Here is a 24,078-nt window from a genome sequence, read left to right as displayed (position 1 = left end):
GTCAGCGGGCCTCGGCGGGCTGTGCGGGCTTCAGGTCCTCCGGCAGCGGGAGGAATTCCTCGCCAAAGGTCTGGAGAGTTTCCGCAGTGAACAGCTGGCCGGCGTTTTCCTGCAGCGCCTCATAGCTCCAGCCGCCCTCACGGTACTCGGTGGTGGCGGCCTCCGGGTGGGTCCAGACCTGGAGCCGGTCACCGCCGGCGCCGATGGCCTGGCCGGTGATGTTGGCCGCCTCGTCGGAGGCGAGGAAGGCAACCAGTCCGGAGACGTCGTCGGCCGTTCCAAAGCCCAGGTCGTGGCGGAAGAAGGACGGCATGGCCTCGCCGCGCTCGTCCGCCTCCACCGCCTTCTGGAAGTAGGGCACGGTCTTGGTCATGGCGGTGGCGGCGACTGGGATGACGCTGTTGACCGTTACGCCGGCCTTCTTCATTTCCAGCGCCCAGGTGCGGACCATGCCGACGATGCCTGCCTTGGCGGCGGCGTAGTTGGTCTGGCCGAAGTTGCCGCGCTGGCCGGTGGGCGAGCCGATGGTGATGATGCGGCCCTGGATGTTGTGTTCCTTGAAGTAGGCGTAGGCCTCGCGGACGCAGGTGAAGGTGCCCTTGAGGTGGACGTTGATCACCAGGTCGAAGTCCTCGTCCGTCATCTTGAGCAGGGACTTGTCGCGGAGGATCCCGGCGTTGGTGACCAGGATGTCCAGGCCGCCGAAGGCGTCCACGGCGCCGGCCACCAGGGCCTTGGCTGCGTCCGTGGTGCCCACCGGAACCACCACTGCGGTGGCGCGGCCGCCGTCGGCCTCGATCTGGGCGACGGCCTGCGCGGCCGTGTCGGCGTTCACGTCGTTGATGACGACGGCGGCGCCCTGGCGGGCGAGTTCCCTTGCGTAGGCAAGGCCGAGGCCCTGCCCGCTGCCGGTGACGATTGCAACCTTGCCGTTCAAGCTCATGGCCTGCTCCTTCGCATGCGCCGGCCGAAGCCGTTGGGGTGGTCCCACTGCGGTGTGAGATCCTTGTTGAAATCAATGAAATTACGGATCATTGAAAAAGTCAACGATTGTTTTTTACACCGGAGTTGTGATGGCTACCTTGGGCACCGAAGTTCAGACACCCCGCCTTGCGGCAGCCAGGATCGGCAGTGATGTGGGCCTGCTGCTCGCCAAGCTGCACGCCGCCGGCTCGGTGCTGAACAACAAGGCCCTGGCTGACTTCGGGCTGCGCGAGCGTTCCTTCTCCATCCTGACGCTGGCGTGCAGCGGGCTGGAGCCGACACAGCGGGAATTGGCGGATTTCCTCAGCCTGGACCCCAGCCAGGTGGTCACCCTGGTGGACGACCTTGAACGCCGCGGCCTGGTGGAACGGGCGCAGGGCAAGCAGGACCGGCGTGCCAAGATCATCGTGTCCACAACTGAGGGACGCAAGATGCATGCGAAGGCCCGCGCCGCGATGGACGAGGCCGAGCTGAACCAGCTGGCCGGGCTGTCCGGTGAGGAGCCGCAGGAATTGAAGCGGCTGCTCCGGAAAGCTCTATGGGGCGCTTCGGAGTAGGCAGCTGTTTTTTGGGTTTAACTGCACGAGCTTGGGGCAACGCCGTGAACCCGTTCGAGGACCATTAAGGCGTCTCACATTCCAAGGGTTTCGAGACAATCTGGAGCGTTGCGGTTAGGGCACCTTCACCGTGCATTTCATCGTGCGGGGTAAACGTGCATGTGGTGTCAGCAACGGTTGCGATACAAGAATCCATACCTGACTGCGCGGTAAACGACCGGCTTACGGGCGGTGCTTCGACTGCGTAGGACGCCTGACCATGTCAAGCCTTTTGGCCCCATTCAGGACGTTATCCGGCCACCGCGATATATGGTCAGGAATAAGGTCCTCAAAACTCCGTAGGTGCGACCAGTCGATGGAAGGTGCGTCATCAAGACTCTCCGGGCGATCAAACGTCTCTTTACAGAATTGCCCCAACCAGCCAGGGCCTTCTACTGGTGCTTCATCTCGCTTTTCTTGGGGACCTTCCTTCTTGGCGTCATAACCAGGGTGAACTGGGTTGCCATCGGTGTGAGCATAGCTGGGCTGTTCTTGTTCCTGTTTGGGCTGCACGTGTTCCGAGATATCAACGGAACCGCGAGCACGTGGTCGAGGGTTTATAGGGAGAGCCGTGGAATCAGGCCTGAGGGCTTCACATTCGCCGACGTCCCGACGATTAAGCGCATGGGATTTATGTACATGCTCATGGGCGTATTTTTCGCAGTCGGAGGGATCGGGTTTTCTTTATCATGACCCAGGACGCGGCAGGGGCGCCGCATAAGACAGGTCAAGCGATAACCGCTCCTAAGCGTCCGTAAGGCGATCCATTACCGGGCGCCGTTGTCTCCAACGGCGCCCGCAAGCCGATCGTTTACCGGTCCTTGCTTTCCAGAACACGAAGGTTTCGCCTAGCCAAGTCGCTCAGGTGGTCTTTCCGTGAATGCAGCCGCCAGGTCTCAGGGCCCTAGGCTAGTGCTGACCACGTATGACAGGGGGTAAGGCTTGGGCACCGTAAAAGCAGTGGATGCTCACTATGAGATTCATTTCGGCGGCGAGCCGGAGTACTGGAAATTTAATGACCATCCAGAAATGGTCGGAGTTCTCGAATGGCCCAAAGGAGTATCACTAAAGCCATTTCAACTCTACGCGACGCTTGGCCTTCATGGCTTAGTTCACGGTCCGCTGAACCACAACCATGGGTTCGAGCTCTACACATGCGTGGCGGCAGGAACAGATGACGTTAGGTTGTCATTTGGCCTGATGGCCAACTATGTAATCGCCGAGCAAATCGTCCTGGAAGCCGGCCATATGGTTACACCGGCAGATGAGCGTATCCTCGACGGCCGCGACTTTAGATCATGGCTAATGCTCGAAAGAGCAGATGATTTCATCCCGCCCCTTCGGCTCGACAACGGTCACCACGTGGTCTTCCTGGACGCCACACCGGTCTTCCCTGAAGAAGCCCGGACCGTGAAGGAACACGGATTGGACGCCTTGTTTGAAGTCTGGGACCAGGATCCACCCAGACTCTCCGACATGAACCGCGAACTCCCACGCCCGCTGCGTGCGTAGTGCACTTCTAGCTGAATCCCCCGCCCGTTGAACGATCCCTTATCGGGCCCGGCGGCAAGTCATTGGCCCAGTTCTTCTCCGGACGGCCAGGTTGTGTAGCCCAGGGCTCTCTCTGACCGGTACTTGGGGATAGCCAGAAACGCTGCACACCCCATGACAGCGAGTTCGAGAAACAGGACCGCAGAAACCAGGTAAAAAAGCCATTGCGGGAACCAAGTGCTCCTCGTGGATGTTGCGAATGCTCCCACCATGAAAACCGGGAGCGTTCCGAAGAGGATCCTGGTGCCGTAAAAGGTGATTAGCCGATAGTTTCCGGCCGCTGGTTGTACCGGCATGGCCTTCCATCTCGTTCTTGGTATCACCTGGATGTCCTGGCTTGTCATCTGGTCCTTCACCTGACATGTAGCGCTAGTTGTAAATCGGCGATGGTTGCCGGTTCTCTCCGCTGATCTTCGCTCAGCGACGTTGCCTCGGCAAGGGCGTGCCGCGGGCGGTAAAGGATCCTTCGCCGGGCACCCGAATCCCGTAGGAAAGTAAGTTGTGCGCCCGCCGGCATGATCATTGTCCTGCAGGCGGGCTGATCCGTCAGGCGCGTTCTACTGGGAGCCACAATTCGCAGCTCGCTGTGCTGAAGTCGGCGGCGCGATCAAGGACTGCCACGATCGAGGGGCCCGGGCGCAGTCGCCACGGGTTGGACGGGAACCAATCGGTGGCAGTGGAGGCCCAGACGGACTGCAGAACCGCCGGGTACGCCCCTTCGGTGTGGAACACCGCCCAGATGCCCGCGGGGACCTCGATCGCGTCGAGCTCCTCGGGCACCGTTGTAGTTTCGGTGACGGCGACGCCATGGAGGTAGGTCAGCTCGCTGCCCTCCGTGTAGTCCGGGTCGACGTCGGCGCTCACCTGGAGCAGGCCAGCGGGGTCTGTGTTGTTCAATTCCTTGAGCCGGGCGTGCTCTGCTGCTGGTAGTGAGGCGATGTGCGCCTGGATTTGCGGGTTTGGGCCGTGGTAGATAAGCGCCACGCGGGCCGAATGGCCGATGAGTCGGAATGCCGGCCGATCTGCGATACGAGTGTCCATTGTGGTGTTCCCTTCTACGGTCAGGCGGAACCTGAGCTGCGGTTGCGTGCGAAGGGGGCCTCCGTCCCGGCGCACGTCGCCGGGGCCGACGCCATGCACTGATCGGAATGCCCGACTGAAAGCCTCGGTCGAGCCGTAGCCATACCGCACTGCGATTGCCAGCAGCTCGCCCTTTTCGAGAACCTCCGTTGCAGCCATCGTCATGCGGCGCCTGCGGACGTACTCGGAGAGCGGCATACCGGCCAGCGACGAGAACATTCGGCGGAGGTGGTACTCCGTTGTGCCGAGACTGACAGCCAAGTCATCAATATCGATCTCCTCAGTGAGGTGACCGTCGATGAAATCGACGAGTTGATTGAGCGCTGAGATCACGGTTCCCCCTTCGACTACAAGCCTGCCCGTCTGGTTCACGTCGCACCCTACTATTGCGGTCCGATTCGATCGCCGCTTAACTGCAGACCGTCCGTAAGCCGGTCCTCTATCGGGACAACCAGGTGCTGGCCTGCGGCTTTGTGAAGCCGCAGGTCAGGGTGTCCCGTATACCCCGCCCGCAAAACTGCCCGGTGAAGGTGCCCTATTCGCTACACACAAAGTTGCCTCGGATCCCTAGGGTTTTGAGACACCACACAAAGGCTGAGGCCCTGCAGCACACGGCTGCGAGTAGAGGCTTAGGGCCGCCGGAACCTATGAGGCCTGGGCGCCGGGCCTGACCCGATAATCACGACCGCGAGCACACGAACATGACGGTCCGGATGCGCCGCTCTGCGAGGTTGTCCACCTGGTTGGCTGTAATCTGCGCGAAGCTGTCGCCAAGGAAGGTCGCGAAGGTCACCGGTGGTGGCCCTTTCCGCTGGATTTTGGCACGCATGCGCTGGAACCAGGAAAGGCTTTCGTCCGAGGAGTCGACCTCCGAGATGACGTCAAAACCTGCCGAAGGGAGGAGACGGCGCATGTCCTCCAGGGTCGCGGGAAAGCTCGTTGAGGGGTCGGCGGCCCACGGCACAGGGTAATGCGCCTCGCCGCCTTCACCCTGCAGCACGTCGTAAACCACCAACCTGCCGCCGGGCCGCAGGACCCGGAAGGCCTCGGCATACAGCGCGTGCTTGTTCCGGGATGTTCATCCCCACATGCACGGTCATTGCGGCATCCAAAGACTCGTCCGGAAGGCCGGTGGCTGTGGCGTCCCCAACGTGGAAGCGGGTGCGGCCGGACAATCCTGTCCACTCCGAAAACGCCGCCGCTACCTGGCAGAACTCCGGTGCCAGGTCCACCCCTGTCACCGTGCACCCCGTCACCTCGGCGAGCGTCCGGGCAGGGCCGCCCAATCCGCTGCCGAGATCAAGCACATGGGAGTCCGCGGTAAGGCCGAGTGCTTCGATGATTTCCAGCGTGGCCCTCCGTCCACGGATATGGAATTCGTCGACAGCAGCGAGGTCGGCCGGCCGCAACGCTCAACGGGAAGCCCTTGCGACGACAAGGCTCCGTAACGGCGTCAGCGGACGATGAAGACGGCGATCCTCACGGCGTCCGGGTACCGCTCGCCGGTGCCGACGGCAACCACGTGGTTGAGCCACGACCATTCCTTGGACGCCGTGGAGAACCGCAAGGAGCACCGGAAGTAAATGGCGGCCGGATCCACGGCTTCGCCCCGGTTGAGCCTGGCGATGTCCGCCGCCGCGCCATGCCGCAAAGCACTGTTGTGCACGTGGATCAATGCCCCGTCACTGGTTTCGACCATATAGCGGGCGTCAAGCTCGGTCAGTTCCGGGCTGTGCAGGAGCTGGAAGTCGGCACCCCCGGGCAGCACTGTGCCGGTGAGCGAGGGCCCGGTTACGGTACCCCCGGTGATCGGCACAATCCGGCGGTGGCCGGTGGGGGCGGGCCCGGCGTCGATGGGCGCCTGCACGTTGACGCTGAGCTCGGCGAGGAACTCCAGCGGCGGCGGGGCGGGCGTCCTCACAGGATCCCCACCGTCAGGCGGCTGGGGAAGGCGGCGCCCACGTGGATCCGCTGGTTGGCGGTGACAGCCGCCCCCGACTCATAGGCCAGCATGCCGGTATTGAGGTTCCGGTCCCAGCGCGGATGGCAGCTGGAGGTGACCTGGACCCGGAGCCGCTCCCCGGGGGCGAAGGTCAGGGCTGTCTCCCAGAGGCTGATGGTGTACTCGTAGATCCGGCCGGGCTCGATGGGTGCCGGCGAATGCCCCTCCGAGAAAAGCCCGGTTCCGGCATAGGCATCACGCCAGGACGCGCGGACGATTCCGTCGGCGATTCCCAGGGAGACCCCGTCTGCCGACACCCTGCAGAGCCGGACCACCCAGTCCGTGTCCACGGCGCTCGATGATGCGAAAAGTGTGGCGGTCACGGCGCCAAATATAGTGGTTTGTTCCTCGAACGGCCGGGAGGTGAAGACTGCCACATCGGGGCGCGCCTCGACCGCGTCCTGCCGCGCCGGACCGGCCGGAAACGCGCCGGCCAGCATGGTGGCCCCTCCCGTGGTGGGCACCGGATCCAGGGGGTCGTAGGCGTACTCGACGGCACCGTCATCCGGGGCGTGGCCCAGCAGCTCGCCGCCGGCGGAAAGGAACCACGACTGTTGCCGAGACGGTTCCGGCAACGCGTCGAAGGCCCGCCAGCGGTTCTCGCCCAGGAAATAGACCAGCACGTTGGGGACGTCCGCCAGTGCTTGTTCATCCGCTTTGAGGACGGCGTCAAACCATGCAGTGTGAAGGGAGGAAAGGTCTCCATGGCCATCGACAACACCGGCGGAAGCGGCCGCCCCGAAGTGGATGTCCGGGTAGCCGCCGGAGAGGTTGGTGTGCGTCCAGGGCCCCAGGATGAGGCGGGGCTCGATGCCGCGGCGGGTACGGCTGAGGGCCGCCTGGCGGCGGTACTGGTCCAGGGTATTCGGTGCGAAGATGTCGAACCATCCACCGATATGGAGGGTTGGCAGCGGCACGGGTTCGGCCGACGCGGCATCCCACAGCCGGCAGAAGCTGCTTCCCGGATCCTGGCCGGCGGACGGCGTCACATGGTTGCGGAGGAAGGTCCCCACCCGGGGTTCCAGGTCCCGCAGCGGCAGGACCCCGTAGCAGGAACCATCGGTGAATCCAGCATCCAGGGCAAGCCATTCCCGGAGTTCCTTGCCGCGCCGTTCGGGATCGTCGCCATGCTCACGCATGAGCTCGTTAAGCGATATCGAGGCGTGCCCCCAGGCGAGGCGGCTGCCGAGCTCGTGCGCGCCGCCACGGTACAGGGCACCATTGTTGGCGTTGCCGCCCGCCGAGACACCGAGCGCCAGGGCCTTGAGCCCGGCAGGGGCCAGGCGGGCGGCCCGCCATTGGGTTTCCGCGAAGTAGGACCGGCCCCACATGCCAACCGTGCCGTTGGACCACGGCAGGTGCGCGGCCCACTCGACCGTTGCGGCGCCGTCGGACGCTTCATTGACGGACGGCTCAAAGGTGCCGTCCGAGCCAAACCTGCCGCGGCAGTCCTGCATCACCACCACGTACCCGGCCGCCGCAACGGTGACGGGATTGAAGTAGGCCGAGTTGACCGCCAGGTCCCGCCCGTAGGGAGTCCGCGTCAGCAGCACCGGGAAGGTGCCGCCCGGCGCGTCCGGCCGGTAGACGGTGGACCGGAGGATGGTTCCGTCGGTCATGGTTGCTTCAATATCGCCGTCGACGACGACCGGGTAGCGCACGTGCGTGCCTTTCGTTTGCGTTGGGGGTGCCTAGGCCGTGGCGGCAGGCTGCCTGCCGAGGTCTTCGGTGCGGGTACGGTATGTTTCCTTGACCCACACGGCTGTCACCAGGGCGGAAATGAGGCAGCATGCGGCGGTAAACATGGCCACCGGAAGCCAGCCGACGGGGCCGGGCTGAACGATTCCCGCGGCAATGGCGGGCGCGAAGCCTGTCACCACCAGGCCCAGCTGGGATGCGGTGGCGGCCCCCGTGTACCGGATCCTGGTTTCAAACATTTCCGCCGTCATGGACGGGCCCAGCGGATTGACCATGCCGTAGCCCACCGTCATGAAAAGGATCGCGGTGGCAAAGATGAGCGGGACCGACGCGATGCTGATCGACCAGAAGAAGGCGAACGCTGCCAGTGCACAGATGATGTTGCCTGTTATGAACACCGGTTTCCGTCCGATCCGGTCCGCGAGGATGCCGGCGTAGGGCTGGACGACGATGCCAAGGGCCGCGGTGACGATGGTGACGGTGAGCATCACGGCCGCGGGAACTCCGAGCTTCCCGGCGTAGGCGAGGCCAAAAGCCGCAAACACCGAGGAGACGACGCTCCATAAGCCGAACAGGATCACCTTGAGGATGGTTGCCCAGTGGTCGCGAAGCACTACCTTGATGGGCAGTTCCGGCTGGCTTCCCGTTTCCTTGGCGGCTTCGAAGACTTCGGATTCGGGCAGGCGGAGGCGGATGTAAAGGCCGATGCCGACCACCAGCACGCTGGCAAGGAACGGGAGCCGCCATCCCCACGACAGGAGTTCCTGCTCAGGAAGGAGTGATACGGCCAGGAAAGCGAGGGAAGCGAGCATGATGCCGGCGACGGCGCCGGTATTGACCCAGCTGGCATAGAAGGCGCGCTTGTTGCTGGGGGCGTGCTCCATGGTCATGGTCACGGCGCCAACGGATTCGCCGGCGGCCGAGGCCCCCTGCACGGCCCTGAGGAAGACAAGCAGGACTGGCGCGGCCGCCCCAATGGCGGATGCCGGCGGCAGGCAGCCGATCAGGAACGTCGCGATGCCCATCAGGACGAGCGTCAGGACCAGCATCTGCCGCCTGCCAACGCGGTCACCAAAATGTCCGATCACGCCTGCGGCAACGGGCCGCACAACATATCCGATACCGATGGTGGCCATGGACAGCACCATGCCCAGTGACGGGTCGATGCCCGGGAAGAAGATCTTGTTGAAGATCAGGGCTGAGGCTGATCCGTAGATGAAGAAGTCGTAGTACTCAAGGGTGCTTCCGATGAAGCTGGCCATGGCGGCGCGGCGGGCGTTGGCGCCGCCTGCCTGCGCCGGTGTGGAAACGGGTGTGGCACTCGGGGACAACGGCGTCACCGGGCCAATGGGACCTGCGGTCATTGCGGATCTCCTGGAAAGTGATGATTCAGCAGGCGCCTGCTGGGGACTGTGCGTGCCGGCGCGGGATGTGGGCCGGATCACTGGGCTAAATGTTATGCGCTTTTTAAGACGACCGTCAATAAATGTGCAAAGTAAATTTGCTGCGCCTTGTCCGCCTGCGAAGATGGGGTGTGACTTCTGAGCCGCATCCTTCCCCTGGCGGGCCGAGCGAACCCCGTGTTGCCGCCGAGGAAGTCAACTTCCCGCGCCCGTTGAAGGGTTCGGCGTCGCAGCACCTGGTGGTCACGATGCTGGCGGACTATTGGCGCGACTACACCGGCTGGCTGCCCTCCCGGCTGATTGTGTCCCTGGCCGCGGCCCTGGGCCTCAGCTCGTCCGCTGCCTCAACAGCCCTCAGCCGGCTCGCAGGGCGCGCCGTCCTGGAACAGTCGAGTGCGGGGCGTGCTTCCCGGTACAGGTTCACCCCGGAGGCGAGGGCCCGCCTGGACATCGGGGTGCGCCAGATCAGCGGCTTCGGCTCCGGGGACCGGCCCTGGGATGGCATGTGGACCGTGGTTGCCTTCAGTGTTCCGGAGCGCTCGCGCGAACTGCGCGAACTGCTGCGGAGCCGGCTCAAATGGCTGGGGTTCGCTCCCCTGTATGGGGCGGTGTGGGTTTCCGCGTGGGACACCGCGGACGACCTGGAGGATTCCTGCCGGCACCTGGGCGTGGAAAACTACGTCATCTTCCGCACTGCCGGGGAAGGGCTGCGCGGGCGTCCGCCGATCGAGGCCTGGGACCTGGACGAAGTTCGCCGGCAGTACGCCCCCTTCATCAACGCCTACCGCCACAAAGCCGAGGACCTGGCCGGCGGACGCCTCCCGGGGGAAGAGGCCTTTCGGCTGAGGACCGAGGTGATGGACGCCTGGCGGGCGTTCCCCTGGGAGGACCCCGGGCTCCCCCCGGAGCTGCTGCCCCTTGATTTCCCCCTGTTCGAGGCGCGCCGCATCCTCGTCGCCCTCTACAACCCGTTACTTGAGGATGCCCGTTCCTATGCGGAGGAGGAAGCTGCGAAGCTGGCGCCCGAGGTTGCCGGGCACAGCAGGCCCTTCGTGCTCAAGGGCTGAAGCCTCCCTGCCACCCTTTATACATCTGCGCTATTCCGTGGATTAAGACATATAAGACAGACATATACAGGGCCTTGCCAGGCCCCCATATGATTTATTCATGACCATCCCAAAGGCGGCATTGTCCCCCGACCTGCATTCGTCGCTGGTCGACAACCTGGGGCTTGCCATTGCCGAGGGAACCCTGGCACCGAACTCCATCCTGCGGCTGGACGAACTGGAAACACAGCACAAGGTGTCCCGTTCCGTGATCCGGGAGGCCACCCGCGTCCTCTCGTCCATGGGCATGCTCGAGTCCCGCCGGCGCCTGGGCACGGTGGTCCAGCCGGAGGCGAGTTGGAACCTCTACGATCCGCAGGTGATCCGGTGGCGGCTGGCGTCGGCCAAGCGGCTGGAGCAGCTGCAGGCCCTGAATGAATTGCGCGGCGCCATTGAACCGCAGGCCGCCCGCCTGGCCGCTGAACGCGCGTCACTGGACGAAGCCAGCGACCTTGTCTCCATGGCTGCCCGCCTGTGGGCGGCCGGACAGCGCGCGGACCAGGACGAATTCCTGCGCCTCGACATCGACTTCCACGCCGCAGTCCTCCACGCCTCCGGCAACCTGATGTTTTCGCAGCTGCACAACCTCGTGGCGGAAGTGCTGGCCGGGCGCACGCAGCACGGCCTGATGCCGCATCTCCCGGACCACGAGGCACTCCAGCTGCACGTCGATGTGGCCAGTGCCATCCAGCACCGCGACCCAGGTGCCGCGCTCGCGGCCATGAGCAGGATCGTGGAGCAGTCCACCGAAGAAATGGGCGACATCTGGTCCAGCAGCCACCAGGACGAAAGCTCCGGGCGGCCCGGACCCGCCGGCCGCGGCTAAGCCCGCCGCACCGCCGCCAGTTGGCCCGCCAGGAAGTCCAAGGCCGCCTGCCCCTCCGGCAGCCCGGCCGTGTGGTTGAGGTGGCCGTGCACTGCGCCCTCGGCCAGGAAGTAGGACACCGGAACCCCTGCCCGCTCCAATGCCGAGGCAAACTGCTCGGTTGAGCCGCGGGCGTCGTCGTACTCGCAGGCAATCAAAGCGGCGGCCGGAAGCCCGGCAGGATCCGCGTAGCCGGGCATCGCGTAGGACGGTGCCATGCTGACGGGGCCGCCCACGTAGTTCTCCGCCGTCCGGATGCAGTCGTCCAGCGTAAACCTCAGGTGACGCGGCAGCCCGGCCATGACCTCATCGTCCAGTCCCCCGGCAGGCGCCGGGAGTTCGGCGTCCAGGAACGGGTAGGCCAGCAGGAGTTTCGCGGGCAGCGGCTTGCCGGCGTCCACCAGGTACAGCGCGGCCCCGACTGCGAGGTTGCCCCCGGCGCCGGCCCCGCCCAGGCAGAGAAGGTCCGGATCCAGTCCCAGGGATCCGGCGTTGTTCCGCGCCCAGAACCACCCGGCAAGGGTGTCATCATGCGGAACGGGAAAGGACACGCCATTGCGCGCCAGGCGGTAGTCGACGGACAACACCGGCGTCCCCCGGGCAGCGAGCACCCGTGCCAGGTAATCCGATTCGGGGCTGTCAATGCTGCCGCTGACGAAGCCGCCGCCGTGCAGCCACACCAGGCCGGGGCTACCCTCAGCGGCGGGTTCGCCGTAGATCCGGATGCCTACCGGCCCGTGCCGGCCGTCCGCCGCCACCATGCGGATGGGCACGTCGGGTCCGGGCGAGCGCACGGCGTCCGGGTTGAGGAACTGCGGGCCTTCCGGCCTGGCCAGGTACTCCGCGAACCCGGCGTCAGGCGCCTGGCCGTCGTGCCCCGTGCCGGTGGCCGGGGCGGCGTCTGCACGTTTGGTGGGGGTCATGGTGTGCCCAGCTTCCGTGAGAAGTAGTCGACGGCGGTGGCCAGGATGGTGTCCATCTGGTCCTCTGCGCCGAAGAAGCAATGGTCGCCGCCTTTGATGGTGACCACGTCATGTTCGACGCCGGCATCCGCGAGTGCCGCGGCCAGGAGTTCGGTCTGCGAATGCGGAACCAGCCCGTCACTGTCGCCGTGGACCAGCAGGAACGGCGCAGCGTCCGGGGTGACGTAGCTGACGGGGCTGGCTGCCGCCAGCAGGTCCCGATCGTCTGAGCCGCCCACCAGCATGTGTTCGGGCTGCAGGGACATGCCCGGCGGCACGGCGGCCGTCAACGCGTCCGGAAACAGGCCGTCCGGCCGCTGCATGGGCGGGATGTCCGCCAGGGAGGAGACGCCATAGAAGTCGACGACGGCGCGGACGCTGCTGCTGTGCCCCTGCGCTCCGAGGCCGCCCTCCAGGTCCGGGCGGTTACCGGTCAGGCCCAGCAGCGCCACCAGGTGGCCGCCCGCGGATTCACCCCAGGCCCCGAACCGTTCCGGGTCGATGTTGAGGCCGGCGGCGAATTCGCGGAGGTACCGGACGGCGGCCTTGAGGTCGTGCAGCTGCGCCGGGAAGGGAGCTTCCAGGGAGTGCCGGTAGTCGGCCGTGGCGCAGGCGATGCCGGCCTGGTTGAGCAGCCGGAACACGGAGTCCGGCGCAAACGTGGGCGGCAGTTCCCGCCGGTCGCCCAGCTGGAACGCGCCGCCGTGCACCCACAGCACCAGTGGCGTGGGTCCGGCGGTGTTGCGGGGCAGCCAGATGTCCAGCTTCAGCGGGCGGAAACCGAGGGCACGGGCGTACGTCACCTCGCGGTGCACCAGGGAATCGTCACCCACCTGCTCGGGCGTGCCGGGCGCATCGTAGACCGGGAAGGGTGGAACCGTGCGGCCTCCCGGGCGGGAAACATCGCGGGAAGGGTCGAGTACGTCGTTGGCGCGGTCCACTGTCATAGTGTGCTCCTCATCAGCTCAGGTTGGGTGCTGTCCCCGCCGGGTGCGGCCGGGAAAGTATGGTGTCCGGGCCCGACGACGGCGGCCGGCCGGCCCGGCAGCAGCACCTCGGCGGTGGTGCCGGCGGGGATCGTCGCAGTGAGCGTCAGCCCGCCGTCGTCCGCGTCTTCCTCCGTCACCGCCCAATGCACGTCGATCAGGCCGTGCGGGCCCTGGTGGGAGGTGGACGCGGCGGTGAGTCCGGCGCCGGGGCGGGGCTCGATGACGATGCGGTCCCAGCCGGCGCTCCCAGGTGCCTGGCGAAGCCCGGCCGTGTACCGGTGCAGGAAGGACACCACGGCGCCCTTGCTGTAATGGTTGAGCGACTGGTGCGGGATACCGTCTGCGTCGATGCCGTTCCAGAGTTCCCATACTGTGGTGGCGCCGCGGTCCACCATGGCCAGCCACGACGGCTCGGAGTCCTGCATGAGCAGTTCGTAGGCGAGGTCCAGTTCCCCGTTGTCAGCCAGGACGGGCAGCAGGTAGGGCGTGGCCAGGAAACCGGTGCCCAGGTGGGTGCCGGCGGCACGGATCAGGTCCACCAGCTGGGCGGTGACGGTGGCGCGGTGGTCCGGGCTCACCAGGTGGAAGGCGAGGGCACGGACGCAGTTGGCCTGGCTGGTGTGGGTGACATGTCCGGCGGCGTTGAGATACTCCGCCTCCCAGGCATTCCGGATGTTCGCCGAGAGTTCCGCCAGGGCGGCGGCTTCCCCGGCCAACCCCAGGACCGAGGCGATGCGTGCCATCAGGTCCGTGGTGTGCCGGTAGTAGGCGGTGGCCACGGTGCCGTTGTCCGCGGTGCGGGCGGCAAACAGGTCCGGTTCCGGGCCGTCCGGCTCCATCCATTCGCCGAAGTGGAAGCCCGTGTCCCACAGGTACTTTTCGTGCGCGGCCGGGACAGGGCTGGCAGCTGCGCGCGCTGCATGCCGCCGGGTTTCCGCGGTGGTCCGGACGAAGCCCAGCCAGCGCTGCATCGCCTCCCAGTTTTCGGCGAGGATGGCGGCGTCCCCGGTGGCGAGATAGATCTCCCACGGCACCATCACGATCGCGTCGCCCCAGCCGGCCGAGCCGTTGGTGAAGGCCATGAATTCGGCGGAGGTGGCCGCCGGCCCGGGCGACGGCGAGATGTTGGCGATGACGCCGTTCTCCCACTGGTCGGCGCGGACGTCGCGGAGCCATTTGCGGGTAAAGCCGGTGACGTCGTACAGGTACGCGGCGGTGGGGACGAACAGCTGCCAGTCCCCGGTCCAGCCGGCCTTCTCGCGCTGCGGACAGTCGGTGGGGACCTCGCAGGAGTTCCCCAGGAAGCTCCACTCCACGATGTCATGGAGCTTGTTCAGCCGCTCGTCGCTGCAGTTGAAGGTGCCGATGCGTTCCAGGTCCGTCCGGACCAGGCAGGCGGTGATGTCCTCCGGCTGCAGGTCCGTGTCGAGGCCCTGGACGGAGACGTACTGGAACCCGTGGGTGGTGTGCCGGGGCTCGAAGACCTCGCCGGGGGCGCCGGAGGCAGTGACGGTGTCCACCTGGCCGGCATCGCGGAAGGCCCCGGGTGCGCGGAAATCGTGCGGCCGGAGGTGGTCGCGGGTGACGTCACCGTCCGGCCCAAGCGCCTCGCCGTACTCCAGCGTGACGGTCCCGCCAGGTTCCCCGAGCCTGCCCACGCGGACCCAGCCGTGGATGTTCTGGCCGAAGTCCACCACCTGGTGGCCGTTGGGCAGCCGGGTGATGGACACCGGCGCCAGTTCCCGCGTCACGCGGGTGGGAGGGGCCAAGGGGCCGGCCAGCTGAGCGAAGCTGCCCGGACGGACGACGGCGGGAAGAACCCCGGGCGCGCTGCCTCCAGGAGGTGGGCTCCCGGCGTCGTGCGCCCGGAAGTCAACCCGCTGGCCCGCCATGAGGTCGGCGCCGGTGATCTCAGTGACGGACACCAGCCACGAGCCGTCGGTGCCTATGACCTGCGTGCCGGTCCCTGACTCCACCTCGAGCTGCGCAAGGAACGCCGTCCGGGTGCCGTACATGCCGGCGTCGCGGGTGTAGCCGAAGGTGCCGCGGTACCAGCCGTCGGTGAGGACGGCGCGGACGGTGTTGGGACCTTGGACGAGCAGGGGCGTGACGTCGTACGCCTGGACCTGGAGCGTGGTGTTGTAGCTGGTGGAGCCGGGAGTGAGCTGCTGGTCGCCCACGCGGCGGCCGTTGATGAAGAGTTCGTAGATGCCGTGGGCGGTGGCGTAGGCGCGGGCCGTTGCGGGAGCGGTGCCAAGCAAAAAGGTTTTGGTGAAGGCGTAGCCTGGGCGCTCCCCCGGCGCCGGGAGCTCCGGCTCGTCGGCGCCGATCCACTGCCCCGTCCAGTCCGAGGTGTGCAGGAGGCCCAGTTCAATCGCCATGGGCCGGGACCAGCCGGTTGGTGTTTCGTTGCCGGCTTCATCGGTGTTCCAGGTGCGGACGCGCCATTCGAAGCGGCTGCGGGAGTCCAGCGCGGGGCCGGCATACGGGGTGGTGCACGCCGCTGATTCCTGCCTGCCTGTGTCCCAGCCGTTGCTGGCGGTGATCCGGTAGGCCGTCTGGGTGGTGCTGCCGGCGGGCGGCGTCCAGCTGAGCCGGGGTTCGGTAACGGTCAAGCCCATGGCTTCAGGCAGGTGTTCGGCCCGAAGCCGGGTGGGGGCGGTCATGCGGCAGGACTCCTGGAGGCGGTTGCTGGGAGTTCCAGCTTCCTTTCCATCCCCTGATCCTCCACACAGCTCTTTCAATGGTTGGAATAGTATTGTGGTTCAGCTCACTGCCTTCCCCGTGGGCCCCAGGAACTGCCAACGGCGCTAGGAACCACTGCCATGACTGCTACTCCGGAAACGGAAACCCCGCCTGCGCGCGGAAAGCGGCCCAAACAGGGCGAGCCCGTCATCGACCGGGCGCTGAGCCTGCTCGCCGTCTTCTCGGACCGGCGCCGCGCACTGACACTGTCCGAGCTTGCCCGCCACGCGGACATGCCCGCACCCACGGCGCTGCGGCTGATCGCCCGGCTGGTGGCGTGGGGCGCGTTGGAAAGACTCGACGACGGCCGGTACGTGGTGGGGGTCCGGCTGTGGGAAGTGGCCTCCCTGTCTCCGCGCGGGCACGGCGTGCGGGAAATTGCGCTTCCCTACCTTGAGGACCTGTTCGAGGTCACCCGGCACCACGTCCTGCTGGCGGTCCGGGACAACGAGCAGGCGGTGCTGATTGAGCGGCTGTCCGGGAAGGACGCCACCGAGGTCGCCTACCGGGTGGGTGGCCGGGCGCCGCTGCGGTCGACGGCCATCGGTTTGGTGCTGCTCGCCGGAGCGGACCAGCAGTTCCAGGAGACCATCCTGAAACGCCCGCCGGAGAACGAGCCCGGCGTGCCCGAAATGCCGGAGGGGCAGCTGCGCCGGACCCTGTCCGATGTGCGGCGGACCGGCATCGCCATGATCCGGCGGACCGTGCCGTCACGGACAGTGTCCGTGGCCTCACCCATCTTCGATGCGCAGGGCGCCGTGGTGGCGTCGCTGTCGATTGTGGTTCCGGACGGCGCCACGCCGCCCAACGTCCTTGCCCCGGCGGTCCGTGCCGCGGCCCGCGCGGTGTCCCGCAACATGGGCTTCCAGGCCCAGGCAAGCTCCGGGGTGTGGACCCACTCCCGGGGATAGACCCGGCTATTTGGCCGGGGCCGGGGCGTTCCGGGCGAAGGTGCGGGCAGCCCGTGAACCGGCTGCGGCGCTTGCCCCGATGGTGATAAGGGCGCCCAGGATCAACGCCGAAGCTTCCCCCCGTTCCAGCAGATCCAGCTGGGAGCCGATGGTGGCAGCGGCAACGGGCACGCCCAGTTGGGATGCGGACAGCACCGCGAGCGGCAGCGGCTGGCCCAGCAGGCGCAGGCTGCCGTGGACCAGCAGGGTGCCCGCTCCGAGGCAGACTCCGAGGAGCACCATGCCTGGCGTGACGGCGAGCGCGCGCAGGTCCAGCGATGCACCCAGCCACACGAAGAACACCGGCCCCATGAACCCGTCGCTGACCGCGAAGAGCTGGTGCGCCAGGCGCCGGGGTTCACCCACCGCCGCCACCACCAGCCCAAAGGAGAATCCGGCAAGCATGACGGACACGTGGCCTGCGACGGCAAGCCCGGACAATGCGAAGAGCAGTGCCAGCTGGATGCGCAGTTCCAGGGCGAACTTCCGCTCCTCGGACACGTCGTGCACCCGCCCGCGGGTGCCGCTGCGCTCCAGCCAGCGCAGTACGAAGAAGAGCACCACGGAGCAGGCTGCGACGGCGGCGGCCCCCATCGCAGCCCTCGGTGCGTTGGGCGGGTCCACCGCGAGCGGAAGCGCCACGATGCAGGCGATGTCCGCCACCGCCACCTGCGCCGTCGTCGTGAGGACCTTTGGTCCCGTCAGCTGCAGGGAGTCGACGATGGGCAGGACAAGGGCCGCCGAGGAGGAGGCGAGCAGCACCATGTAGAGCGGTGCGTGCCCGGTGCCGAAAGCGAAGGCAATGAGGATTCCGACGCCGGCCGCGAGGACCGCGGCGATGGCGGCCCGCAGGGCTCCGCCGCCCAGGGCGGGGCGGATGGCCTTGTCCCGCACCGGCACATGCGTTCCGGCGACGAACATGATGAGCGCGAATCCGACGTCGGCAACGAACGTGAACGTCGGGTCCGAGGAATCCACCAGGCCCAGTCCGGTGCGGCCGATGGCGATGCCAGCGAGCAGCTGCCCCAGCACCATGGGAAGGTGCCAGTTCCGGGGAAACGCCAGGAGGGGCCCGAGGAGCGCGACGGCGGCAATCAGCGAAAGCTGGAAGAACGACACCTGCCTCCTTTTGCCGGCGCGCCCGGACCACTGGCCGTCGCAGCCCTTGGCAGCCTGCCGGCGCCGCGGACGGATTGTGCGCCCACAGTACCCATGCCCCTGCAGGGGGTCAACGGCACCGCGGACTGCGCATCAGGGCCGGTCAGGACGCCGACCGCGTGTCGAACGCCGCCGCTGATTCACGCAGGAGCCGCGCAACGGTGTCCATGGGGGTGCTGGAACGCCGGCGCCCGTCGAACCGCCGCAGGACGATGCGCCGCGTCCCCAGCCCGGGAACGTCAAGGATGTCCACCCCTTCGTGCGCCACGCCGGCCAGGGCCAGCGTGGGCAGGATGGCGACCCCTTCGCCGGCGGCGACCAGTGCCAGCGCCGTCAGGGTCTCTTGGTACTGGTGCGTAGTCTCCATGCTGGCGCCCGTTGAATGGCGCAGCCGCCCCAGCACTGCGGAGTTCGCGGCTGCGGAGTCCACCCCGAGCCAGGGAAGCGGCAGCCGGGCGAGGTCCACGCTCTCAGTGCTAAGCAGCGCTCCGGTGGGCACCGCCAGCCTCCAGGGCTCGTCCAGCAGTGGTTCCTCGATCATTCCTGCCCCGAGTGAAAGCTGGCCGGCGGTGGTGGAGTCGTGTTCCACCACGACGGCGTCGAGCTGGCGCTGCCGGAGCAGCCGCATCAGCGCGGGAAAGTCATCCTCCACGATGCGGATCCGGAGCTGCGGATACTGGCTCCGCCATTCGGGCAGCCGGGGAATCACCACGGTGCGGACAAAGCTGGTGAAGCCCCCCAGCCGAACCACACCCGAGATGTTGGCCCCGCTCTCCATCCGGGTCCGGGCGACGCTGAGGGCGCGTTCGATTTCTTCGCCGGCTTCAGCCATGGCGAGCCCCGCAGGAGTCAGCACAGATCCCTTTGGGGTGCGGACCATCAGTGCATGCCCGGTTTCCCGTTCCAGCTTGGTGATTTGCTGGGACACCGCGGAGGGCGTCAGGCGCAGTTCATCGGCGGCGGCCAGCACCCCGCCCGTCCGGGCAACAGCGAGAAGCACGAGCAGCCTGCGCGGATCCATATCCATATTAAGTATTTCTAAACCAGGCCTGCAGAAGAATGCAATTGAACTACACGCCTGCGGACCCGCAGAATTGCCGTTAGGTAACGATTTGCGAAAGGACACCAATGGAACTCGTTTGGGAAATCTCCGGTTGGGCCGGCGCCGCCATGATTCTGACTGCGTTCCTGTCGGTCTCCATGGGGTGGGTGAAGGCCGGCCGGGCATTCCAGGGGGCAAACCTGCTCGGCGCCGCCGCCTTCATCCTCAACGGCGCCTTCCACGAGGCGTGGCCGTCAGTGGCCACCAATGCCGCGTGGCTCCTCATTTCCGCAGTTTCGCTCCTCCGCCTGCGCGGCGCCCGGGGCACGGAGGCCGGCGCCGAGGCCCCTGCCATCCACCTTCCCGGCGTCCCGGACACCACCGGCCAGCTCGCCGTCGTGGATCCGGCGAGGGCGGCGTGCACGGCGCCGGCCGGACACGCCTCGCAGCCCGGCGCCGTGGCCGCGTAGCGGGTCAGTCCCTGCCGCGGTAGGAAAGCTGCCGGACCAGGACCTCACCGTCCACAGCGAAGACGCCGAAGGCCCGGCCGGTGAAGCCCTTGGCGGTCTCGAACGCCCAGTGCCTGCCATCGAGTTCGGTGAGCAGTTCATCGTCCGGGTTGCCGCCCGGCCCCGAGGACCGGACCAGGAGGCGGATCCTGTCGCCGCCCACGGCACCGGCGGTGAAGTCCGACGGCGGCGGGCTGGCAACGATGGCGAGTTCAACGTCTCCGGACGGAACGGTTGTTTCCCAGGTGCGGTCAAAGCCTGCGACGACGGCGCGCGCCGTGATCCTGACGCATTCGCCGTCCTGGCCGGCTTCGATGCCGAACCAGTTGTCCTCGGCGTTCCGGACGGCGATGCCGCCCGCGCCCGCCGCGACGTTAACCACGGCCCTGAATTCCATCCCGAGGTGGCGCTGGCGCTGGGCCAGGAAACAGGGCCGTGGCGAACCCATGGTGCCGCCTTCGCCCCTGAGCAGGAGCCCCTTGGAGGTGGGGGCGGAGAACTCCGCCGGCACCCGGCGCACGCCGACCCATTGCGGATCCTCCAGCCCGGCGCCGTTGCTGAAGTCATACCCACGTTCCTCGGGCCGGGCTCCAGTTACACGGGGAAGCCGCGCGTGCGGCCAGCCGTCCACCCAGTCCACTGCAGCCAGGAATGTTTCACGGCCCAAGGGGGAGAACGACTTCGCCAGCCCCAGCGGGCGGACACCCAGCAGGACCATGGCCGTTCCGCCGTCGGGCAGTTCAACGAGGTCTGCGTGCCCGGTGTTCTGGACCGCCGAGCCGGTTCCCGCGGCGGTAAGGATGGGATTGTGCGGCGCGGATTCGAACGGGCCGTCCGGGCGCCGCGAGCGGGCCACCGTCACGGCATGCCCCCGGTCCGTTCCGCCCTCCGCCACCACCAGGTACCACCAGTCACCGCGCCGGTACAGGTGCGGCCCCTCGGGTGAATACAATCCACTGCCGGACCACAGTGCCCGCGGCTGTTCGAGGGCTTCCCCGGTTTCGAGGTCCACCCGCACCTGCTGGATCGCGTCAGGGTGGCGGGCGAACGTCACGTAGGCGGTCCCGTCGTCGTCCCAGGCGAGATCCGGGTCGATGCCGTCCACCGCGCCGATGACGGTGCCGTCACTCCATGGCCCGGCGGGATCGGTGGCCGTAAACACCACGCAGCCGCGGCCTCCAAGGAACACCGAGACGATCAGGTAGAAAACGCCGTCCCGGTAGCGGAGGGTGGGCGCCCAGACGCCTCCCGGCGTGGGGACGCCGGCAATCCCCACCTGTTCCTCCCGCGTGGCCACATGGCCCACCAGCTCCCAGCGTTCCAGGTCCGGGCTGTGGTAAACCGGCAGGCCCGGCAGGTATTCAAAGGACGACGTGACCAGGTAGTAGCCGTCCGGGGTGCTGGCGATGCTCGGGTCAGGGTTGAAGCCCGAAAGGATGGGATTGGAGTTCATCCCGCCATCGTGCCGCCCAGCGCCGCCCCAGGCAGGGCCCGGTTTCAATCGTTGGAAGGCGTTCTTCGGTGCTGCGGCCGGTCCCGGCCTTAGTACTGGCCCTTGATCACGAAGTAGGAGCCACGGATGGTGCCCGCGAGCTTGGACTTCTGGCGTGCGAACTTGAAGCTGGCGGCCAGTTCCTCCGGGACCTCCATGCCGTCGGAGAGTTTGAAGCCCACTGCCCGCTTGCCGCCTTCTTCAACGGAGTACATGACGTTGATGGACAGCCCTGACTCGTAGAAAACGTAGGCCATCCGCAGCCCGTCCACCTCGAAGGAGGACACTTCCAGGGGCTTGGACGCGATCACCAGGTTCCGCTCCGTGGAGAGGATGTTGGTGATGTACTGCAGCGTCTCCGGGTCGTCTTCGGCCGGAGCGACGGTGAAGTCGTGGTCGTATTTGTTCTTGTAGTAGCGCGCCTCGTTGGCGCGCAGCCCGGCCAGCGCATCGGCTACCGGCGACGCTTCCAGACCGGTGGTGGAGACGTTCTTGAAATCCACGGGGTACGGCATGAGTCCTCCTGAGTTGGGTCCTGAGGCACATCGTTGCAGATCAGCGCGCCTGTTGCATCCGGCGCCACAGGACCCGCGTCACATGATCCGGATGCCGCCGTGGCTGTGGACCATCGCCTGTGGGCCTATCAGCGGCTTGCCTGGTAATCGAGCGCAGGTGCCGGCACGCCGGCGAAGTGGTGCTCCCCGCCCTCAACCGTGTGCCGCGCGCCGTCCGGAAGCACGACGTCGGCCGCCACCCCGGCGGGGACGGTCGCCTCGAGCCGGAACTCCCCGTCGTCGGACGTCCATGCCACTCGGACCTCGCCGTGCGGGGTCTTCAGGGACGTCCTGGCCCAGCTGATCCCCTCCCCCGGCTGCGGCTGGATGAGCACGCGGGCATAACCGGGTTCCACCGGCCGGATGCCGCCGATGGCCTTGTGCATCCAGTCCGCCACCGCGCCCAGGGCGTAGTGGTTGAAGCTGGTCATTTCGCCGGGGTTGATGGTGCCGTCCGGGAGCATGGAGTCCCAGCGTTCCCACACGGTGGTGGCGCCCATGGTCACGGGGTAGAGCCAGGACGGGCAGCCCTCCTCCAGCAGCAGCCGGTAGGCCTCGTCCACATGCCCCGTGTCGGTGAGTGCGTGCGTAATGAACGGCGTCCCCGCGAAGCCGGTGGACACCCGGTAGCCGTTGTCCCGGACCAGTTCGGCCAGGCGGTTGCCGGCGAACTCGCGCAGTTCCGGGGTTTCGAGCACATCGAAGGCGATGGCGAGGGCGTAGACGGTGGTGCAGTCGCTGGTGATGGCGCCGCCGGCCACTACGTAGTGGTCGGCGAAGGCGTTCCGCACCCGGGCAGCGAGCGCGTTGAAGTGCGCTTCGTCGTCGTGCTTTCCCAGGAGCCCGGCGGTCTGCGCGGTGAGCCGGGCGGTGCGGTACATGCAGGCGGTGGCCACGACGGCGGTGTCCGCCTTGGCTGCCCACGGCTGGTCCGGCGCGGCGTCAGGGTCCAGCCAGTCGCCGAACTGGAAGCCGGAATCCCACAGCCCGGACGGTGAGAGCAGGCCTTCGACGCGGCGGGTGTGCGCGGCCATGGACTCGTACTGTGCCTCCAGCACGCCGAGGTCCCCGTACGCCTCCCACAGCGCCCACGGCACCCACACCGAGGCTTCGCTCCACAGTGCGGAGGACTCGGGCGTCGGGAATTCCGGCGGCTGCGGGCAGTACTTCAGGACGTCCGGCACGGTGATGGGCACCAGGCCGTCCTGGGCCTTCTGCTCGGCGGCGAGGTCCAGCAGCCAGTCCTGCAGGAAGCCCTTGACGTCGTACAGGTAGGCGGCGGTGGGGGCGAACACGGCGATGTCGCCGGTCCAGCCGAGCCGCTCGTCGCGCTGCGGGCAGTCGGTGGGCAGGTCCAGGAAGTTCCCGCGCAGGCCCCAGACGATGTTGCGGTGCAGCTGGTTGACGAGGTCGTTGGAGCACTCGAAGGTGCCGGTCCGCTCCAGGTCGGAGTGGACCACCACGGCCTTGAGATCATCTGCGGTGAGGGTTCCCGGCCAGCCGGTGACCTCGGCGTAACGGAAGCCGTGGAAGGTCTTGGTGGGCTCGAAGGTGTCCCGGCCGCCGGAGAGGATGAACGTGTCCGTGGCCTTTGCCGAGCGCAGCGGGCGGACGCCCAGTTCGCCGTTCTCCAGCACCTCCGCGTGCTGGACAGTGATGACGGATCCTGCCTGGCCCTGCACGGTGAACCGCAGCCAGCCCACCAGGTTCTGGCCGAAGTCCACCAGCGTCCTCCCGGCAGGTGAGGTGAAGACTTTTACGGGACGGACCGCGGCGGCACGCATCACAGGCGGCCCCACCGGTTCGGCCAGCCGGCCGCCGTCGAACGCCAGTTCCCGCACGCCGGTCCAGTCCTTGCCGGGAGCGAAGCCTGGCTCCGCCCAGCCGGCCTGGAGCCTTCGGGCGTCAATGGTTTGCCCGTCGTACAGGTCATTGGCGGTGGTGGCGGACGGCCCTGCCTGCCAGGACGAGTCCGAGGCGACCGTCTGCACGTAGCCGTCCTCAAACTCGATATCGAGTTGCCCGAAGAACCCCAGTTCACTGCCGTACAGGTTGGACAGACCGTGCCAGGCCAGCCGGCCGCGGTACCAGCCGTTGCCCAGTTCGATGCCGATCACGGTGGAGGGGCCCACCAGCGAGGTGACGTCATAGCTGCGGTAGCGGAGGCGCCACTCGTAGGAGCTCCAGCCCGGGCCCAGGACGTCCGGGCCCACGGGTGTGCCGTTGATGGAGGCCTCGTAGATGCCAAGGGCGGTGGCGCGCAGGGTCGCCTTGGCTACCCCGCCGTGCCCCTTGTCGAGCGTGAACTCCCTGCGGAGCAGCGGGGCGCCGTCGAAGTCCTCTTCGGGCGTGATCATGGCGGCATGCCAGGGGGTGGAAATCATGGAGAAAG

At 67.1% G+C, this 24,078-nt stretch carries 22 protein-coding genes; 7 read left to right on the top strand and 15 right to left on the bottom strand.

Features of this window, described 5'->3' with window-relative positions:
* Position 1 precedes the first annotated feature (1 nt).
* The gene (locus AC1DIP_RS10800; RefSeq protein WP_477733723.1) at positions 2-943 is read right to left on the bottom strand and encodes an SDR family NAD(P)-dependent oxidoreductase; all 942 of its coding nucleotides are present in this window, start codon (positions 941-943) and stop codon (positions 2-4) included.
* A gap of 130 nt (positions 944-1,073) precedes the next feature.
* Between AC1DIP_RS10800 and AC1DIP_RS10795 the strand changes: the two genes are divergently transcribed.
* From AC1DIP_RS10795 to AC1DIP_RS10785, 3 genes are all read left to right on the top strand, one after another.
* The gene (locus AC1DIP_RS10795; RefSeq protein WP_477733722.1) at positions 1,074-1,541 is read left to right on the top strand and encodes a MarR family winged helix-turn-helix transcriptional regulator; all 468 of its coding nucleotides are present in this window, start codon (positions 1,074-1,076) and stop codon (positions 1,539-1,541) included.
* A gap of 342 nt (positions 1,542-1,883) precedes the next feature.
* Positions 1,884-2,273: a hypothetical protein gene (locus tag AC1DIP_RS10790; protein ID WP_476208697.1), complete on the top strand. Its 390-nt coding sequence runs from the start codon at positions 1,884-1,886 to the stop codon at positions 2,271-2,273.
* Positions 2,274-2,522: 249 nt separating this feature from the next.
* The gene (locus tag AC1DIP_RS10785; RefSeq protein ID WP_477733721.1) at positions 2,523-3,092 is read left to right on the top strand and encodes a suppressor of fused domain protein; all 570 of its coding nucleotides are present in this window, start codon (positions 2,523-2,525) and stop codon (positions 3,090-3,092) included.
* 585 nt (positions 3,093-3,677) lie between these two features.
* On the opposite strand, the gene AC1DIP_RS10780 is transcribed toward AC1DIP_RS10785, so the two are convergent.
* The 6 genes from AC1DIP_RS10780 to AC1DIP_RS10755 form a co-directional block, all read right to left on the bottom strand.
* Positions 3,678-4,544 carry an AraC family transcriptional regulator gene (locus AC1DIP_RS10780; protein ID WP_477733720.1) on the bottom strand — a complete coding sequence of 289 codons (867 nt, stop codon included), beginning with the start codon at positions 4,542-4,544 and terminating at the stop codon, positions 3,678-3,680.
* A gap of 346 nt (positions 4,545-4,890) precedes the next feature.
* Positions 4,891-5,211: a hypothetical protein gene (locus AC1DIP_RS10775; protein ID WP_477733719.1), complete on the bottom strand. Its 321-nt coding sequence runs from the start codon at positions 5,209-5,211 to the stop codon at positions 4,891-4,893.
* On the bottom strand, positions 5,198-5,518 hold the full coding sequence (locus AC1DIP_RS10770) for an SAM-dependent methyltransferase (RefSeq protein WP_477733781.1): 321 nt from the start codon (positions 5,516-5,518) through the stop codon (positions 5,198-5,200). The genes AC1DIP_RS10775 and AC1DIP_RS10770 overlap by 14 nt, the downstream gene beginning before the upstream one ends.
* 146 nt (positions 5,519-5,664) lie before the next feature.
* The gene (locus AC1DIP_RS10765; RefSeq protein ID WP_476208692.1) at positions 5,665-6,132 is read right to left on the bottom strand and encodes a DUF3237 family protein; all 468 of its coding nucleotides are present in this window, start codon (positions 6,130-6,132) and stop codon (positions 5,665-5,667) included.
* Positions 6,129-7,874: a CocE/NonD family hydrolase gene (locus AC1DIP_RS10760; RefSeq protein ID WP_476208690.1), complete on the bottom strand. Its 1,746-nt coding sequence runs from the start codon at positions 7,872-7,874 to the stop codon at positions 6,129-6,131. The genes AC1DIP_RS10765 and AC1DIP_RS10760 overlap by 4 nt, the downstream gene beginning before the upstream one ends.
* A 30-nt stretch (positions 7,875-7,904) precedes the next feature.
* On the bottom strand, positions 7,905-9,275 hold the full coding sequence (locus AC1DIP_RS10755) for an MFS transporter (protein ID WP_476208688.1): 1,371 nt from the start codon (positions 9,273-9,275) through the stop codon (positions 7,905-7,907).
* Between the two features lie 170 nt (positions 9,276-9,445).
* On the opposite strand from AC1DIP_RS10755, the gene AC1DIP_RS10750 reads away from it, so the two are divergent.
* Together AC1DIP_RS10750 and AC1DIP_RS10745 are read left to right on the top strand one after the other, a co-directional pair.
* Positions 9,446-10,381 (top strand): PaaX family transcriptional regulator C-terminal domain-containing protein, encoded by a 936-nt coding sequence (locus AC1DIP_RS10750; protein WP_476208686.1) that lies wholly within the window; start codon positions 9,446-9,448, stop codon positions 10,379-10,381.
* A 100-nt stretch (positions 10,382-10,481) separates the two neighbouring features.
* Entirely contained in the window at positions 10,482-11,246 is a 765-nt protein-coding gene (locus tag AC1DIP_RS10745) for a FadR/GntR family transcriptional regulator (protein ID WP_477733718.1), read from the top strand.
* Here the strand turns inward: AC1DIP_RS10745 and AC1DIP_RS10740 are convergent.
* From AC1DIP_RS10740 to AC1DIP_RS10730, 3 genes are read right to left on the bottom strand one after another with little or no spacing between them, the layout of a single operon-like run.
* Positions 11,243-12,208, bottom strand: a complete 966-nt coding sequence (locus AC1DIP_RS10740) for an alpha/beta hydrolase (protein ID WP_477733717.1) — start codon at positions 12,206-12,208, stop codon at positions 11,243-11,245. The two genes, AC1DIP_RS10745 and AC1DIP_RS10740, sit on opposite strands and share 4 nt — an antisense overlap.
* Positions 12,205-13,194, bottom strand: a complete 990-nt coding sequence (locus tag AC1DIP_RS10735; protein WP_477733716.1) for an alpha/beta hydrolase fold domain-containing protein — start codon at positions 13,192-13,194, stop codon at positions 12,205-12,207. Before AC1DIP_RS10735 ends, AC1DIP_RS10740 begins: the two co-directional genes overlap by 4 nt.
* Positions 13,191-15,902, bottom strand: a complete 2,712-nt coding sequence (locus AC1DIP_RS10730; RefSeq protein ID WP_477733715.1) for a family 78 glycoside hydrolase catalytic domain — start codon at positions 15,900-15,902, stop codon at positions 13,191-13,193. Before AC1DIP_RS10730 ends, AC1DIP_RS10735 begins: the two co-directional genes overlap by 4 nt.
* 159 nt (positions 15,903-16,061) lie before the next feature.
* Here AC1DIP_RS10730 and AC1DIP_RS10725 point away from each other — a divergent pair, with 159 nt between their 5' ends.
* Positions 16,062-16,892 carry an IclR family transcriptional regulator gene (locus AC1DIP_RS10725; RefSeq protein ID WP_477733714.1) on the top strand — a complete coding sequence of 277 codons (831 nt, stop codon included), beginning with the start codon at positions 16,062-16,064 and terminating at the stop codon, positions 16,890-16,892.
* Positions 16,893-16,898: 6 nt separating this feature from the next.
* Here AC1DIP_RS10725 and AC1DIP_RS10720 read toward each other — a convergent pair whose 3' ends face one another.
* Positions 16,899-18,050, bottom strand: a complete 1,152-nt coding sequence (locus AC1DIP_RS10720) for a cation:proton antiporter (protein WP_477733713.1) — start codon at positions 18,048-18,050, stop codon at positions 16,899-16,901.
* Positions 18,051-18,192: 142 nt separating this feature from the next.
* Positions 18,193-19,116: a LysR substrate-binding domain-containing protein gene (locus tag AC1DIP_RS10715; RefSeq protein ID WP_476208673.1), complete on the bottom strand. Its 924-nt coding sequence runs from the start codon at positions 19,114-19,116 to the stop codon at positions 18,193-18,195.
* Between the two features lie 101 nt (positions 19,117-19,217).
* On the opposite strand from AC1DIP_RS10715, the gene AC1DIP_RS10710 reads away from it, so the two are divergent.
* A complete protein-coding gene (locus tag AC1DIP_RS10710; protein WP_476208672.1) occupies positions 19,218-19,601 on the top strand; it encodes a CBU_0592 family membrane protein in 384 nt (127 codons plus the stop codon).
* Between the two features lie 4 nt (positions 19,602-19,605).
* Here the strand turns inward: AC1DIP_RS10710 and AC1DIP_RS10705 are convergent, their stop codons facing one another.
* The 3 genes from AC1DIP_RS10705 to AC1DIP_RS10695 all read right to left on the bottom strand — a co-directional run bounded on the left by AC1DIP_RS10705 (position 19,606) and on the right by AC1DIP_RS10695 (position 24,070).
* The gene (locus tag AC1DIP_RS10705) at positions 19,606-21,093 is read right to left on the bottom strand and encodes a glycoside hydrolase family 43 protein (protein ID WP_477733712.1); all 1,488 of its coding nucleotides are present in this window, start codon (positions 21,091-21,093) and stop codon (positions 19,606-19,608) included.
* Positions 21,094-21,182: 89 nt separating this feature from the next.
* Complete coding sequence (locus tag AC1DIP_RS10700) at positions 21,183-21,647, bottom strand: phage tail protein (protein WP_477733711.1); 465 nt, start codon at positions 21,645-21,647, stop codon at positions 21,183-21,185.
* A gap of 128 nt (positions 21,648-21,775) precedes the next feature.
* The gene (locus AC1DIP_RS10695) at positions 21,776-24,070 is read right to left on the bottom strand and encodes a family 78 glycoside hydrolase catalytic domain (protein ID WP_477733710.1); all 2,295 of its coding nucleotides are present in this window, start codon (positions 24,068-24,070) and stop codon (positions 21,776-21,778) included.
* Between the last annotated feature and the right edge of the window lie 8 nt (positions 24,071-24,078).

This window comes from Pseudarthrobacter sp. 05T312 (genome assembly GCF_056396685.1).
Note: the sequence above shows the minus strand (reverse complement) of the source record. Positions and strands in the feature narration are given on the sequence as shown.

Coding starts and splice junctions, on each gene's coding strand:
- AC1DIP_RS10800 (WP_477733723.1), bottom strand. CDS start 943: ATGAGCTTGAACGGCAAGGTTGCAATCGTCACCGGCAGCGGGCAGGGC.
- AC1DIP_RS10795 (WP_477733722.1), top strand. CDS start 1,074: ATGGCTACCTTGGGCACCGAAGTTCAGACACCCCGCCTTGCGGCAGCC.
- AC1DIP_RS10755 (WP_476208688.1), bottom strand. CDS start 9,275: ATGACCGCAGGTCCCATTGGCCCGGTGACGCCGTTGTCCCCGAGTGCC.
- AC1DIP_RS10745 (WP_477733718.1), top strand. CDS start 10,482: ATGACCATCCCAAAGGCGGCATTGTCCCCCGACCTGCATTCGTCGCTG.
- AC1DIP_RS10740 (WP_477733717.1), bottom strand. CDS start 12,208: ATGACCCCCACCAAACGTGCAGACGCCGCCCCGGCCACCGGCACGGGG.
- AC1DIP_RS10735 (WP_477733716.1), bottom strand. CDS start 13,194: ATGACAGTGGACCGCGCCAACGACGTACTCGACCCTTCCCGCGATGTT.
- AC1DIP_RS10730 (WP_477733715.1), bottom strand. CDS start 15,902: ATGACCGCCCCCACCCGGCTTCGGGCCGAACACCTGCCTGAAGCCATG.
- AC1DIP_RS10725 (WP_477733714.1), top strand. CDS start 16,062: ATGACTGCTACTCCGGAAACGGAAACCCCGCCTGCGCGCGGAAAGCGG.
- AC1DIP_RS10715 (WP_476208673.1), bottom strand. CDS start 19,116: ATGGATATGGATCCGCGCAGGCTGCTCGTGCTTCTCGCTGTTGCCCGG.
- AC1DIP_RS10710 (WP_476208672.1), top strand. CDS start 19,218: ATGGAACTCGTTTGGGAAATCTCCGGTTGGGCCGGCGCCGCCATGATT.
- AC1DIP_RS10705 (WP_477733712.1), bottom strand. CDS start 21,093: ATGAACTCCAATCCCATCCTTTCGGGCTTCAACCCTGACCCGAGCATC.
- AC1DIP_RS10700 (WP_477733711.1), bottom strand. CDS start 21,647: ATGCCGTACCCCGTGGATTTCAAGAACGTCTCCACCACCGGTCTGGAA.
- AC1DIP_RS10695 (WP_477733710.1), bottom strand. CDS start 24,070: ATGATTTCCACCCCCTGGCATGCCGCCATGATCACGCCCGAAGAGGAC.